The sequence below is a fragment of the Methylobacterium sp. C1 genome, from assembly GCF_001854385.1.
In the GTDB taxonomy this organism is placed as follows: Bacteria; Pseudomonadota; Alphaproteobacteria; order Rhizobiales; family Beijerinckiaceae; genus Methylobacterium; species Methylobacterium radiotolerans.
Window position 1 is genome coordinate 2037940 of the sequence record NZ_CP017640.1, and the last position, 13428, is coordinate 2051367.

Here is a 13428-nt window from a genome sequence, read left to right on the forward strand (position 1 = left end):
CGGCCGGGCTCATCTCGGCAGGGCCTCGCTGACCAGCGCCGGGGCGGGCCTCGGCCGGCGGCGGGCGGAATCCACCGGCTCCACCGGGTCGGCGGTGTGGACCGTGGCCTCCACCGACAGGCCCGGACGCAGGCGGGCGATGAGCGGGTCCGACGGGTCGAGGGCGACGCGCACGGGCACGCGCTGCACCACCTTGGTGAAGTTGCCGGTGGCGTTCTCGGGCGGCAACAGGGCGAACTGCGAGCCGGTGCCCGGCGAGAAGCTCTCGACCCGGCCCTGGAATTCATGATCGCCGAAGGCGTCGACCGTGAAGGTCACGTGCTGCCCCTCGACCATGCGGCCGGTCTGGGTCTCCTTGAAGTTCGCCACGAGGTAGATGTCGCGGCCCATCGGCACGAGGGTCAGGAGCCCGGTGCCGGCCGAGACGACCTGCCCGATCCGCAGCGCCCGGTCGCCGGCCACGCCGTCGATCGGTGCCACGATGGTGGTGTAGCTGAGGTCGAGCCTCACGCCCTCGACCTTCGCCTGCGCGCCCTCCAGGCTCGCCCGGGTGCTCGCCTCGAGGGCCTTCAGGCTGTCGATCTGCTTCTGCGCGGCGTCGAGCGAGGCGGCGGCCTTGTCGCGGGCGGCGTGGCGCTGGCGGAGGTCGGCATCCGCCTGCTGCTGGCGCTGCACCGTGCCCGAGCCGGTCTGCAGCAGGTTCTGGTAGCGGGTGTATTCCTGCTGCGCGAAGGTCAGGGCGGCCTCGGCGTTGGCGAGGTCGGCCCGCGACGAGGCGACCTGCGCCCGCTGCTGGACGATCGCCGAGGCGACGCCCAGGATCTGCGCCCGGTCCTTCTCGACCTCGGCCTCGGCCTGCTTGAGCTGGACCCGGTAGGACCGGTCGTCGAGGCGCGCGATCACCTCGCCGGCCTTCACCGGCTGGTTGTCGCCGACCAGCACCGCCGCGACGGTGCCGGCGATGCGCGGCGCCACCGTGACCTTGTCGGACTGGAGATAGGCGTCGTCGGTCACCTCGAGGAAGCGCCCCACGGTCCACCAGTGCCAGCCGTAGGTCCCGGCCCCGCCGAGCGCGAGCAGGCCGAGGAGGGGCAGCACGGTCCGCGCGCGGCGGCGGCGCGGCGCCGGGGGCGAGACGGGGGCCGGGACCGGCGTGGAGACCGGGGGCGTGACAGCCGCGGTCGCCGGCGGGGAGACCGGGGCGCCCGCGACCGGGTCGGCGCTCTTGAAGCTGTCGCTGCGACGTGCGTCCATCGGGTCTGGCCAGAATCAAAACGGTACGGTATCGTTTTGATAGGACGAACGGCGCCGGGGAGCAAGCCGGTGAGCAGGGAGGATCGCGGGGTGACGGTCACGGAGATCGAGCGGGCGGAGGCGGGCCCGCGGCGCGGCGGCCGGCCGACCCGCGCGGAGGCGGCCCGGCGCGAGGCGCACCTGATCGCCGTGGCGACGACCCTGTTCCTCGAGCGCGGCTTCGACGCCACCTCCATCGACGCGGTGGCCGAGGCCGCCGGGATGAGCAAGCCGACGGTCTACGCGCGCTACCGCGACAAGCGGGCCCTGTTCGAGGCGGTCCTGCGCGAGCGGATCGCCGCGTGGCTGGCGCCGCTCTCCGCCGCGGCCGAGGCCCAGGCCGCGCAGGGCGGGAGCGACGACGTCGAGACCGCCCTGGAGGATCTCAGCCGCACCCTGCTGGCCCACGGCCAGTCGCCGGGCGCGGCGATGCTCAAGCGCAACCTCGTGGCCCAGGCGCTGCAGTTTCCCGAACTCGCCCGCCTCGCCCACGAGGAGGGCTGGCTGCGCGGCGTGCGCGCCGTGGCGCGGCTGCTCGACGCCTTCGCCCGGCGCGGGCGGATCGCCGTGGCGGATCCCGAGATCGCGGCCGACCTGTTCCTCAGCCTCGTCCTCGGCCGGTCGTCCCAGGCGACCCTCTACGGCATCGCCACCGACCCGGAGGCGCAGGAGCGGCGGCGGCAGGCGGCGGTGCGGCTGTTCCTCGACGGGGTGCGCCCCCGCTGAGGGCGACCAGTCGGCGCCGGTGATCCGGCCGCCGGTGAATCGGCACGCCGGGCTCCGAACGGGCCCAACCCGCGATTGCGCCCCTCCCCGCCCGGGCCTATAGTGCCTCATCCCCATTCGACAGCGTGAGACGGGACATCCGGATCGGTCATCCGGAGCCCGCGGCCCGATGCCCGGCCCCCGTCCCGCCAGGCCGGAGCACGAGAAGCATGTCCCAGGGTCCGTTGATGCCCAAGGCGACCGCCGTCTGGCTGGTCGAGAACACCTCGCTCGCCTTCGAGCAGATCGCCGATTTCTGCAAGCTGCACCCGCTGGAGGTGAAGGGCATCGCCGACGGCGAGGTCGCGGCCGGCATCAAGGGGCTCGACCCGGTCTCCACCGGCCAGCTCACCCGCGACGAGATCGAGAAGGCCCAGAAGGCGCCGCACTACAAGCTGAAGCCCGCCGTCTCGAAGGTGAAGCTGCCGGAGGTGAAGCGCACCACCAAGGGCCCGCGCTACACCCCCCTCTCCCGCCGCCAGGACCGGCCGAACGCCATCCTGTGGCTGCTGCGCAACCACCCCGAGCTGAAGGACTCGCAGATCATCCGGCTCGTCGGCACCACCAAGTCGACGATCCAGCAGATCCGCGAGCGCACCCACTGGAACTCGGGCTCGCTCCAGCCGATGGACCCGGTGACCCTGGGGCTGACCACCCAGATCAACCTCGACTTCGAGGTCCAGCGCGCGGCGGCCGACCGCCCGGCCGCGGTGGCGGCCGAGTCCGGCGCCTCGCTGCTGCCGACCGAGGTCTCCACGGCCCGCGACGCCGACGAGCGGGAGCACGAGGACGATCACGGCGGCCGCGAGGAGCGGCTCGACGCCGATTCGGTCTTCGCCAAGCTCAAGGGCCGGCACCACGACGAGGACGACGAGGACTAGGAGCCGGCCGGCGCCCGCCCGGCCGAAGGCGGGGCGGGCGCCAGGACGGCCCGTGCAGGACGCGGCCCCCGGCTCCCGCGGAGTCGGGGGCCGCTCCGCGTCCGGCCGGACCCGGGCGCGCCAGAGGGCGGGGCGGAAACGGGATCGCCCTATTCCGGCAGCGGCCGGCCCCGCGTCTCCGGCATGAACCACGGCACGACGAGGCCGATCACGTAGACGCTGGAGAGCGTCAGCGCCGCCGCGGCGACGCCCCCGAAGGCGGTCACGATCTGCCCGGCGATGATCGGGAAGATCCAGGCGATCAGCCGCGCGCCGTTGAACACGACGCTCGCCGCCGTCGCCCGGACCGCCGGGGTGAACAGCTCCGCGAGGTAGATCGCCATCCACGAGAAGGCGAAGCCCAGGGTGAAGAACCCGTTCAGGAAAGCGAGCGCCATGAACGGCACCAGCCCGCCGGTCCAGAGGTAGCAGGCGAGCGACGTGGCGATGCAGCCGACATAGGTGACCAGCAGGAAGGCGCGGCGGCCGATCGCGTCGGCCACGAAGCCGGAGATCACGTAGGCGGTGATCGCCCCGATATTGTAGACGATGCCCATGCGCGGGCCCCAGAGATTGGCCGGCGCGCCCGCGGCCTTGGCGAGTCCCTCCGTGTAGGCCGGCAGCCAGGACGAGACCGCCCACCAGCCCACCGTGGTGGCGAAGGACAGCAGTGTGGCGAGCAGGACCCGCCGCCGGCTCTCGGGCTCGCGGAAGATCTCCGTCAGGGAGAACGGGCGCCGCGCGCTCCGCGGGGCGCGGTTCGCGTCCTCCGCGGTGGCCGCCCAGCGCTGCGCCCTGAGCGCCCGCATCCACTGCTCGGATTCCTCCAGCGCCCGCCGCAGGTACAGGCACACGAAGGCGGGGAGCGCGCCCACCGCGAACAGGATCCGCCAGGATTCCGGGCCCAGCGGCTCGGTGGCGGCGAGCACGGCCCACACGATGGCGGCCAGCACGGCGCCGCCGCCGAAGCCCGATTGCAGGAAGCCGCAGCCCTTCGGGCGCGCCCGGTTCGGCCAGGTCTCGGCCACGAGGGCGATGCCGGTGGACCATTCCGAGCCGATGGCGAGCCCGGTGATGAAGCGCAGCACGGCGAGCTGCGCGAAGCTCTCCGCGAAGGCGGTGAGCCCCGTGAACAGCGCGTAGCCCAGGATCGACACCATCATCATGCGCTTGCGGCCGATATAGTCGGCCGCGATCCCGCCCATCAGGCCGCCGATCCCCCAGCCCAGCAGGGTGATGCCGATGGCGAGACCCACGTAGAAGGCCGGGGCCTGGGCCTGCTCGGGGGTGAGGATCGAGGCCAGGGCCGGGCGCAGGGCGTAGACCAGGGCCACCGCCTCGTAGCCGTCGAAGATCCAGCCGAGGTAACTGCCCCACAGGATCCGCCAGTGGCGCCGGGTGAGACCCGCGTACCACGGGGCGCTGGCCGCCCCGCGCAAGCCCACGTCGCCCGCGTCCATCGCCCGTTCCTCCCGCCCGGGACGCGTCGGCGGCGCCCACCCCGCCCTGATAGGTCGGTTGTGGCATCGGGTCGACCATATCCGGCTGACCGGCCCGGCATTCCGGCGATCACGATCGCATCACGCCGGCGGATCGTGCCCGCGCGTCGCGCCGGCGCGGGGTCGGCGCGAGGCCGGCGCGGGGCCGGCGCGCGGTGCGCGTCTCAGCGCGCGGCGTCGAAGGCGGCGAGGAAGGCCGCGAGGTTGTCCGGCAGGGCCGCGCAGAGGTAGCCGCCCTCCTGGACCAGGGCCGTGGGCAGCCCGGCCCGGGCGATCCGCTCCGCGGCCCCGACGAAGCCCGCGCGAGAGACCGCGAGGGCGCCGATCGGATCGTCCGCGGCGGCGTCGAGGCCCAGGGCCACCACGAGGGCCCGGGGACGGTATGCGGCGATGGCCGCGAGGCCCGCCGCCACGGCCTCGAGCCAGGGCGCGTCGCCCGAGCCCGGCGGCAGCGGCAGGTTGCGGTTGAACCCCGCCCCCGCCCCGGCGCCGGTCTCGTCGGCGTAGCCGGCGAAGAACGGGAAGTAGTCGGACGGGTCGGCGTGGACCGAGACGGTCAGCACGTCGGCGCGGGCGTAGAAGATCCCCTGCGTGCCGTTGCCGTGATGGACGTCGATGTCGAGGATCGCCACCGGGCCGCCGGTCGCGGCGCGCATCCGCTCGGCCGCGATGGCGCTGTTGTTGAGGAAGCAGAAGCCGCCCGCGGAGTCCGCGTAGGCGTGGTGGCCGGGCGGGCGGCACAGGGCGTAGGCATGCCCCGCCGCCAGCGCCGCGTCGGCGGCCGCGACCGCGCACTGCGCCGACCCGTAGACCGCCGCCCAGGTGCCGGCGCGGATCGGCGTCGAGGTGTCGGCGGTGTAGAGGCCGAGGCGCCCGAGGAGGCCGGGGGGCTTCCGGTGCATCTGCGGCCGGGCGAAGGACCCGGTCAGGATCTCGTCACCGATGCCGGGGATCGCGTCCCGGCGCGCCCAGGCCTCGGCCAGGAACGCCACGTAGTCCGGGTCGTGCACCGCGCGGATCGGCTCGAGGCCGTGATCGGCCGGCTCGGCGAGGGCGTGGCCGCCCCGGGCGGCCGCGTCCCGCAGGATCGCGTAGCGGGCCGCCTGCTCGGGATGCGGGATCGCCGCGCCGCGCCGCATGTAGCGTTCGGGGTCGTGCCGGCTCGAATCGGGCGTGTGGACGATGCGCATGCGGGCAGGTTAGGGCCCGCCGGGACCGGCGTCATCCGCCCGGCACGGACTCGCGGGGCGCACCCGGACGGGACGGGCTCAGATGAGGTAGACGGTGCCGTCCGCGCGGAACACCTTCGGGCAGTTCGCCCCGTCCACGAGGCGCTGGGCATCCTCCAGGGAGATCCCGTGCGCCAGGGCGATCTCCGGCAGCGTCTTCCAGGTCGGGGTCATGGTCCGGCTCCGTCCGCGATCCGTGCGGGTCGGGGATCAACGGCGCAAACGCGTCCGGGTTCGCCGACGGTGCCGGGGACGATTCCGGGGACGGTCTCAGGAGCGTGTCGAGGGCGTCGGCGCGCCACCCCGTCGGGACGGGCGCGGCCGGGGTGACCTCGCGCAGCAGGGTCGGGACCCGGGCCCAGGGTTCCGTGACCGGCCCGGCGCTCGGCCGCACCGCCGCCCGGTTCTGCCCGCCGGCGACGCGGATGTCCGGGAAGCGCGCGCAGAACGCCGCCACGCAGTCCGGGTCGAAATGGCGGCCGCTCTCGGCGCGGATGCAGTCCAGGGCCGCGTCGAAGGACATCGCGTCCTTGTAGGGCCGCGCCGTGGTCAGGGCGTCGAACACGTCCGCCACCGCGACGATCCGGGCCGACAGGGGGATGGCGGCGCCGGCGAGCCCGTGCGGGTAGCCGCCGCCGTCCCACTTCTCGTGGTGGAACTCGGCGATCTCCGCGGCCAGCCGGATCAGCTCGGAGGCGCTTCCGCCCAGGATGCGCCGACCGATCGCCGGATGCGTCTTGACGAGGTCGAACTCGTCCCGGTCGAGCCGGCCGGGCTTCAGCAGGACGCCGTCCGGAATGCCGACCTTGCCGACATCGTGCAGCGGCGCCGCGAGGTAGAGGTTGCGGCAGATCTCCGGCGCCAGCCCGAGGCCCTCGGCCACGATCTGGCTGTAGCGGGCCACCCGCCACGTGTGATCGCCGGTGTCGTTGTCGCGGTACTCGACCGCCAGCGCGAGGCGGAAGATGATCTCCTCCTCGCGCTCGCGCATGTGGCGCAGGGCGGCCTCCACCTCGCCGTCGAGCCAGGCCGCCTGCTCGGCCAGCCGCCGCACCGCCCGGGCGAGCCGGATCAGGTTGCGCAGGCGGACGGTGAGCTCGACGCCCTGCATGGACTTGTCGAGGAAATCGGTCGCCCCGGCCTCCAGGGCGGCGAGCCGCACCGCGTCCGAGATGTCGCTGGTGACCATCACGATGGGCACCTGCGCGTAGTGCGGGATGGTCCGCATCTGCCGGATGAAGGCGATCCCGTCGATGCCGGGCATGTGGCAGTCGACCAGGACGAGGTCGAAGGCCCGCGTCCGCGCCTCGACCATGGCGGCGACCGGGTCGCCGTGATCGGTGACGGACACGTCGGGCTTGGCCTCCAGGAGGAGGCGCAGCCGCATCCGCATGGTGGCGCTGTCGTCGACGAGGAGCGCGTCCATCAGCGGCTCCCGGGCCGGCGCGCCCGCCCGGACGGCCCGGAGCCGGGACGCCGCAGGCCGTCCCGGGGCGGCCGCCGGGCCAAGTATGTCGACACAGGAACCATCGCCGCGACGCCTCGCAAGACTGTCGAGCAGCATTGAAGTATGCGGTATTAACGGGCGGTAAATCGTCGCTCTCGGCTATACTGACAAGATTTATTTTACTTACGGTCGTTGTGGCCATGAATTCCGGTCTTCGTTTGTCGGAGACGGGTGAGGCCGCGGCGATCGACACGCGGAGCGCCGTCTTCGTCCGGTCCGGGGCACCTGAAGGATCGGCGCGTCTGTAACCGGGATCGCCGCGGCGGCCGCGGCGCGGCCCCGGGGCGACGGGGTTGACGCGGCCGCGCAGCCCCCCGACGGAGACGCGGATCCGGACGGGTCCCGGGCGGCCCGGATCGGCCCGGAGCGCGCCGGCCGGACGGCGCGGCGGGAGGCGCCTTCGCGATGATGCGGTTCGATCTCGTCGATCTCGGCCTGTTCCGGCACGTGGTCGAGGCCGGCTCCATCACCCACGGGGCCGCGCGGGCGAACCTCGCCCTGGCGGCCGCCTCGACGCGGATCCGGCTGATGGAGGAATCCCTCGGGGCCGCCCTGCTGACCCGGGGCCGGCAGGGCGTCAGCCCGACCCCGGCCGGGCGCGCGCTCCTCGTCCATGCCCGGGAGGTCCTGGCCGGGGTGGAGCGCCTGCGCGAGGAGATGGCGGCTTTCTCGGGGAGCGCCTTCGGCCAGATCCGGGTGCTGGCCAACACCAACGCGCTGACCGAGTTCCTGCCGGAGGCGCTCTCGGCCTTCCTGGCCGATCACCCCGGGATCGGCGTCGAGATCGACGAGCGCACCTCCGAGGAGATCGTCGGGCTGGTGGCCGAGGGGGCGGCCGACCTCGGGATCCTGTCCGGCACGGTGGATACCGGCTCGCTGCAGACCTTCCCGTTCCGGGAGGACCGGTTCGTGCTGGTGGCGGCCCGGGACCATCCCCTGGCGGCGCGCGGGACGATCCCGTTCGCCGAGGTGCTCGGCCACGACCTCGTCGGCCTCGACCGGCGCAGCGCCATCAGCCGCTTCCTCGTGGCCCAGGCGGTGCGCGAGGGGCGGCCGATGCGCCTGCGGGTCCAGCTCCGGGGCTTCGACGCCGTCTGCCGGCTCGTCGAGGCGCGGGTCGGGCTGGCGGTGCTGCCCGAGAGCGCCGCCGCCCGCGCCGCGCAGGGCCTCGCCCTCGCGGTGGTGCCCCTCGCCGATGCCTGGGCGCGGCGCGACCTGACCCTGTGCCTGCGCGACCTCGACGGATTGCCGCCGTTCATCCGGGCCTTCGTGGCGGAACTGCGCGCCTGAGCGGAGCCCGCCCCGGAACCGCGCGATCCGCGCGGACACGATCCGCCCCGCCGCGGACGGGCCGCGGCGTCCCCCGCGCGCAGCCTCGCGCCGGGGCTGCAGGGCCGCCCGCCGCGCCCGACCGCGGTGGTGCACGGCGGCGTCAGCGCCACCGCTCGTCCGTGCAGGCCAGCAGGTAGACCACGTGCATGCAGCGCGCCTGGGCGGCCTGCGAGGGCGCGTCGCCCATGCAGGCGCGCATCCCGACGGAGAGCAGGTCGCGGTCGACGTCCTGATCCCGCGCGCAGGTGAAGATCGGCTGGAAGCCCTCGAACCGGCTCACCTGCCAGAAGATGACCATGACCGCGAGCAGGCAGAACGTGCAGACCAGGATCCGGCTGTCGTAGAACCAGTGCCGCCGCCCGGCATCGCCGGCGCCCGCGGCGCCGCGCGCGCTCACCGCGTCACCGGGCCGGTCGCCGGGGGCGCGGCCCGGCCCCCCCTCCTTCTCGGCATCGGATCGTCCTCTCCGTCGCGCCGGATCCCCGGGCCGCGCGCCGCCCGCCGGGGCCGTCAGTCGATCACCTCCACGATCCGGCGCGTCCGCGGATCGACGAGAACCGGGTGGTCGTTGACGATCGTGTAGCTGTAATCCGGCAAGGCGAACTCCCGCGGGACATCGTAGTACACGATGCCGTCCTCCGGGAGCACCGTCCCGACCCGCACGGGTCCCGCGAGCGCGACGGAGGGGCGGCGCTCGCCGAGGGCGTAGATGCGGAACCGTTCCCGCCGGTCGACGCCGAGGATGCCGTTGGCCGTGCCCACGGCCGCGCCGATCGCGCCGCCGACGATCGCCCCGAGGGGGCCCGCCATCTCCTCGCCGCGCGAGGCGCCCTCCCGGGCCCCGCGCTCGAGCCCCTGCGCCCGCGCGTCCGCGGCGAGGCCCAGGGAGGCTGTTAGGGGGGCTGTCAGGGGCGCCACCAGGGTGGCGAGGAGCGCGAGGGGCGCCGCGATCCGCATGATGTCTCGTCCCGGTCGGTGGCGTGGATCGTCGGGCCTGCGCCCGGGGGCGCGGGCGCGTCCCGGCCGGAGGTTACGCCGAAAAGGCTGCCGATCGGTTGCCGCCCGGCGCGGGGCGGCGCCGGCATTGCCCCGGTCCGCCCATGGGGTAGCCTCCGGCTGATTCCCCCGGAGAGGACAGGGCATGCCGATCGAGACCGTGGAGACCGCCGGCCGCCGCCGGGGCGCCGACCTCCTGGTGGAGGTGCTGCGCTCGGAGGGCGTGCGCTACATCTTCGGCAATCCCGGCACCACCGAGCTGCCGCTCATCGACGCGCTCACCGAGGCGCCCGACATCGCCTACATCCTCGCCCTGCAGGAGGCGACCGCGGTCGCCATGGCGGATGGCTACGCGCAGGGCGCGCGGCGCCCCGCCTTCCTCAACCTGCACACGGCGGGCGGCCTCGGCCACGCCATGGGCGGGCTGGTGAATTCCCAGGTCTCCGGCACGCCGCTGGTGGTCACCGCCGGGCAGCAGGATCTCCGCCACGCGCTGACCGACCCGCTGCTGATGGGCGACCTCGTCGCCATCGCCGACCCGGTGATGAAGTGGGCCCGCGAGGTGACGAGCCCCGACCAGATCCCGATCCTGCTGCGCCGGGCCTTCCACGACGCGGGGGCCGCCCCCTCCGGCCCGGTCTTCCTGTCCCTGCCCATGGACGTGATGGAGGCGCTGTCGGCGGTGCCGGCCGGCGAGACCTCGACCATCGACCAGCGGGCGGTGGCGGGCTCCCTCGACCGGCTGGCGGAGAGACTCGCCGCGATCGCGCCGGGCCGCCTCGCCCTGATCGCGGGCGACGAGATCGACGCCTCGGACGCCTCGGCGCAGATGGTCGCGCTCGCCGACCTGCTGGCGGCGCCGGTCTACGGCTCGTCCTGGCCGGCCCACATCCCGTTCCCCACCGCGCACCCGCTCTGGGCCGGGAACCTGCCGACCCGTGCCGACGCCATCGCCGACATCCTCGGGCGCTACGACGCGGTGTTCGCGCTGGGCGGCAAGTCGCTGATCACCGTGCTCTACTCGGAGGTCTCGGCGGTGCCGCCGGGGGTGCAGGTGTTCCAGCTCTCGGCCGACGTGCGCGACCTCGGGCGCACCTACGCCACCTGCCTGTCGACGGTGGGCGACATCCGCGCCTCGCTCGACGCCCTGCTGCCGCTGCTGGGCCCGCGCCTCGCCGACCGGGCCGACGCCTTCGAGCAGCTGCGCGGTCAGGCCGTGACTGCCCGGGCCGAGCGGCGGGCGCGGCTCGCCGCCGCCGCCGACGCGGCCTTCGAGGATCCGGTGATCGCGCCGCTGGTCGCCGCCCGGGAGGTGGCCCGCGCGGTCGGGGCCGAGACCACTATCGTGGACGAGGCGCCCGCGACGCTGACCCACCTGCGCACCTTCCTCGACAGCCCCTCGGCGCACCAGTACGCGGCGATGCGCGGCGGCGTGCTCGGCTGGGGCATGCCGGCCGCGGTGGGCTTCTCCCTGGGCCTCGACCGCGCGCCCGTGGTCTGCGTCGTGGGCGACGGGGCCGCGATGTACTCGCCCCAGGCGCTGTGGACGGCGGCGCACGAGAAGCTGCCGGTCACCTTCGTGGTGATCAACAACGCCGAGTACAACATCCTCAAGACCTTCATGAAGGGCCAGGCGCACTACGCCTCGGTGCGCGCCAACCGCTTCATCGCCATGGACCTCACCGACCCGCGCGTCGACTTCCCGGCGCTGGCCGCCTCCATGGGCGTGCCGGCCCGGCGGGTGACCCGGGCCGCCGACATCGCCCCGGCGATCGAGGCCGGGATCCGGTCCGGCGGCGCCAACCTCGTGGAGGTGGTGGTGCGGGCGACCTGAGCGGGGCCGTCAGGGGGCGCTCACTCCAGCCCCGGCACCGGCAGCCCGAAGGCCGCCGCCAGCAGCACCATGTTGAGGGCGAGCACCAGAGCCGCCCCCGCCACGGCGGCGGCCTGGGTGAGCGGGCCGTTGGCGAAGGGCCCCATCACGCTGCGGCGGCGGGTGAACACCACCAGCGCCACCATCGGGACCGGCAGGGCGAGCGACAGCACCACCTGCGACAGGACCAGCGCCTGGGTCGGGTCGACCCCGATCGCCACCACCGCGAAGGCCGGCAGCATGGTCACGAGCCGGCGGGCGAGGAGCGGGATGCGCCAGCCGGTGAAGCCCTGCATCACCAATTGCCCGGCGAGCGTGCCCACCACCGAGGAGGAGATCCCGGAGGCGAGCAGCGACACCAGGAAGGCCGCCCCCGCGGCGGGCCCGAGGAGCGGCGTCAGGGTGCGGTAGGCCTCGCCGATCTCCGCCACCTCGCTGTGGCCGACGTGGAAGGCCGCCGCCGCCATGATCACCATCGCCATGTTGACGAGGCCCGCCAGCAGCAGCGCCACCACCACCTCGCGGTTCGAGTAGCGCACCAGCAGGCGCCGGTCGGCCTCGGTGCGGGGATTGCCCCGTCCCTGGGTCAGGCCCGAATGCAGGAACAGCGCGTGCGGCATCACGGTGGCGCCGATGATCCCGACCGCGATGGTGAGCGCCTGCGCGTCCGGGATCCGCGGGGTGACGAGACCCTTGGCCGCCTCGCCCCAGGCCACGGGCGCGACCAGGAGCTCGACCGCGTAGCAGAGGCCGATCGTGCCGACCATCGCGCCGATGGCGATCTCCAGCGGCCGGAAGCCCTCGTTCTCCAGGAGCAGGATCGCGTAGGTGACCACCGCGGTGATGCCCATGCCGGCCATGAGCGGCATGCCGGTGAGCAGCGACAGGCCGATGGCGCCGCCGAGGAACTCCGCGAGGTCGGTCGCCATGGCGGCGACCTCGCTGATGCCCCACAGGGCGAGGCGCACCGGCCGCGTCGTCGCGTCCCGGCAATGCTCGGCGAGGTTCTTGCCCGTGACGATGCCGAGCTTGGCCGACAGGGCCTGGAACAGCATCGCCGTCAGGTTGGCGAGCAGCACCACCCAGAGCAGGCCGTAGCCGTAGCGGGCGCCGGCCTGGATGTTGGTCGCGAAATTCCCGGGGTCCATGTAGGCGATCGACGCCGTCACGGCGGGGCCGGCGAACAGCAGGAACCGGGCCCGGCCGCCGGGACGGCCGTCGAGGACGTCGCGGATCGCGCCCTCGGTCCGCCGGCTCATCGCCCCGGGCGCGGCGCGCCCGGGGGCCGTCGCGGCGTTCGGCGCCACCATGCTCACCCTCTCCTCAAAGATATAGCGGAGGCTATATTCCGGGTTCGGCGCCGGGATTCAAGGGCCCGGATCCCAGGATCGGGATTCCAGGATCGGGATTCCAGGGTCAGGAGTCAGGGCCGGAATTCCGGGGGCCTGCACCGCCTCCGCGGGACTCCCCTCCCGGGGGCGGTGTTTGCTAGACAGGGGCCGGGGCGGCCCGCGCGGGCCGTGGTGGGGGAGAGCCGATGCAGGAACCGTCCGAGCCGGGCTCGCCCGAGACCGTGCTGGTCGATCCCGAGCGCCACGTGGAGAGCTTCCGCCAGGCCCGCGAGGCGCGGCGCTCGGAGCTCGTGGAGGATTACGTCGAGCTGATCGACGACCTGATCGGCGACGGCGGCGAGGCGCGGCAGGTGGACATCGCGGCCCGGCTCGGCGTGGCGCAGCCGACCGTCGCCAAGATGCTGAAGCGCCTGTGCGAGGACGGCTTCGTGCAGCAGCGGCCCTATCGCGGCGTGTTCCTGACCGAGGCCGGCCGCCGGCTCGCCGCGCAGGCCCGGGAGCGCCACCGCATCGTCGAGCGCTTCCTGTGCGCGCTGGGGGTGAGCCCCGAGACCGCCCGGCGGGACGCGGAGGGGATCGAGCACCACGTCAGCGCCGAGACGCTCGCGGCGTTCCGCGCCTTCGCGGAGCGGCACGGGGGGGCGTGAGGCGCCCCTCTCCGG

General features: G+C 74.3%; 12 protein-coding genes. 5 read left to right on the top strand and 7 right to left on the bottom strand.

Annotation, left to right across the window (positions count from 1 at the left end; genetic code table 11):
- Nucleotides 1–9: 9 nt before the first annotated feature.
- Nucleotides 10–1254, bottom strand: coding sequence for an HlyD family secretion protein (locus BKE41_RS09395; protein WP_070999223.1), 1245 nt, complete (start codon nt 1252–1254; stop codon nt 10–12).
- Nucleotides 1255–1323: 69 nt separating this feature from the next.
- Between BKE41_RS09395 and BKE41_RS09400 the strand changes: the two genes are divergently transcribed.
- Both BKE41_RS09400 and BKE41_RS09405 read left to right on the top strand, forming a co-directional pair.
- Nucleotides 1324–2019, top strand: coding sequence for a TetR/AcrR family transcriptional regulator (locus BKE41_RS09400; RefSeq protein WP_234741785.1), 696 nt, complete (start codon nt 1324–1326; stop codon nt 2017–2019).
- A gap of 209 nt (nt 2020–2228) precedes the next feature.
- Nucleotides 2229–2939, top strand: coding sequence for a cell cycle transcriptional regulator TrcR (locus BKE41_RS09405; RefSeq protein WP_012318593.1), 711 nt, complete (start codon nt 2229–2231; stop codon nt 2937–2939).
- Nucleotides 2940–3088: 149 nt separating this feature from the next.
- On the opposite strand, the gene BKE41_RS09410 is transcribed toward BKE41_RS09405, so the two are convergent.
- From BKE41_RS09410 to BKE41_RS09420, 3 genes are all read right to left on the bottom strand, one after another.
- Nucleotides 3089–4438, bottom strand: a complete 1350-nt coding sequence (locus tag BKE41_RS09410) for an MFS transporter (protein ID WP_070999225.1) — start codon at nt 4436–4438, stop codon at nt 3089–3091.
- Nucleotides 4439–4641: 203 nt separating this feature from the next.
- Nucleotides 4642–5667 (bottom strand): histone deacetylase family protein, encoded by a 1026-nt coding sequence (locus BKE41_RS09415; protein ID WP_012318595.1) that lies wholly within the window; start codon nt 5665–5667, stop codon nt 4642–4644.
- 31 nt (nt 5668–5698) lie between these two features.
- Nucleotides 5699–7132 carry an HD domain-containing phosphohydrolase gene (locus BKE41_RS09420; protein WP_070999227.1) on the bottom strand — a complete coding sequence of 478 codons (1434 nt, stop codon included), beginning with the start codon at nt 7130–7132 and terminating at the stop codon, nt 5699–5701.
- A 486-nt stretch (nt 7133–7618) separates the two neighbouring features.
- On the opposite strand from BKE41_RS09420, the gene BKE41_RS09425 reads away from it, so the two are divergent.
- A complete protein-coding gene (locus tag BKE41_RS09425) occupies nt 7619–8503 on the top strand; it encodes a LysR substrate-binding domain-containing protein (RefSeq protein WP_012318597.1) in 885 nt (294 codons plus the stop codon).
- 142 nt (nt 8504–8645) lie between these two features.
- On the opposite strand, the gene BKE41_RS09430 is transcribed toward BKE41_RS09425, so the two are convergent.
- Both BKE41_RS09430 and BKE41_RS09435 read right to left on the bottom strand, forming a co-directional pair.
- Entirely contained in the window at nt 8646–8942 is a 297-nt protein-coding gene (locus BKE41_RS09430; RefSeq protein WP_012318598.1) for a hypothetical protein, read from the bottom strand.
- A 113-nt stretch (nt 8943–9055) separates the two neighbouring features.
- Nucleotides 9056–9502, bottom strand: a complete 447-nt coding sequence (locus tag BKE41_RS09435) for a DUF1236 domain-containing protein (protein ID WP_070999229.1) — start codon at nt 9500–9502, stop codon at nt 9056–9058.
- Between the two features lie 184 nt (nt 9503–9686).
- Here BKE41_RS09435 and BKE41_RS09440 point away from each other — a divergent pair, with 184 nt between their 5' ends.
- A complete protein-coding gene (locus BKE41_RS09440; RefSeq protein ID WP_070999231.1) occupies nt 9687–11375 on the top strand; it encodes a thiamine pyrophosphate-binding protein in 1689 nt (562 codons plus the stop codon).
- A 20-nt stretch (nt 11376–11395) separates the two neighbouring features.
- Here the strand turns inward: BKE41_RS09440 and BKE41_RS09445 are convergent, their stop codons facing one another.
- Nucleotides 11396–12724: an Nramp family divalent metal transporter gene (locus BKE41_RS09445; RefSeq protein ID WP_012318601.1), complete on the bottom strand. Its 1329-nt coding sequence runs from the start codon at nt 12722–12724 to the stop codon at nt 11396–11398.
- A gap of 227 nt (nt 12725–12951) precedes the next feature.
- Here BKE41_RS09445 and mntR point away from each other — a divergent pair, with 227 nt between their 5' ends.
- Nucleotides 12952–13413 (top strand): manganese-binding transcriptional regulator MntR, encoded by a 462-nt coding sequence (gene mntR / locus BKE41_RS09450; protein WP_012318602.1) that lies wholly within the window; start codon nt 12952–12954, stop codon nt 13411–13413.
- The last annotated feature ends 15 nt before the right edge of the window (nt 13414–13428 follow it).

What these genes read in the sequence shown, in the direction of transcription:
- BKE41_RS09405 (WP_012318593.1), top strand. Translation starts at nt 2,229, where the DNA reads ATGTCCCAGGGTCCGTTGATGCCCAAGGCGACCGCCGTCTGGCTGGTC.
- BKE41_RS09425 (WP_012318597.1), top strand. Translation starts at nt 7,619, where the DNA reads ATGATGCGGTTCGATCTCGTCGATCTCGGCCTGTTCCGGCACGTGGTC.
- BKE41_RS09435 (WP_070999229.1), bottom strand. Translation starts at nt 9,502, where the DNA reads ATGCGGATCGCGGCGCCCCTCGCGCTCCTCGCCACCCTGGTGGCGCCC.
- BKE41_RS09410 (WP_070999225.1), bottom strand. Translation starts at nt 4,438, where the DNA reads ATGGACGCGGGCGACGTGGGCTTGCGCGGGGCGGCCAGCGCCCCGTGG.
- BKE41_RS09395 (WP_070999223.1), bottom strand. Translation starts at nt 1,254, where the DNA reads ATGGACGCACGTCGCAGCGACAGCTTCAAGAGCGCCGACCCGGTCGCG.
- mntR (WP_012318602.1), top strand. Translation starts at nt 12,952, where the DNA reads ATGCAGGAACCGTCCGAGCCGGGCTCGCCCGAGACCGTGCTGGTCGAT.
- BKE41_RS09445 (WP_012318601.1), bottom strand. Translation starts at nt 12,724, where the DNA reads ATGGTGGCGCCGAACGCCGCGACGGCCCCCGGGCGCGCCGCGCCCGGG.
- BKE41_RS09420 (WP_070999227.1), bottom strand. Translation starts at nt 7,132, where the DNA reads ATGGACGCGCTCCTCGTCGACGACAGCGCCACCATGCGGATGCGGCTG.
- BKE41_RS09440 (WP_070999231.1), top strand. Translation starts at nt 9,687, where the DNA reads ATGCCGATCGAGACCGTGGAGACCGCCGGCCGCCGCCGGGGCGCCGAC.
- BKE41_RS09415 (WP_012318595.1), bottom strand. Translation starts at nt 5,667, where the DNA reads ATGCGCATCGTCCACACGCCCGATTCGAGCCGGCACGACCCCGAACGC.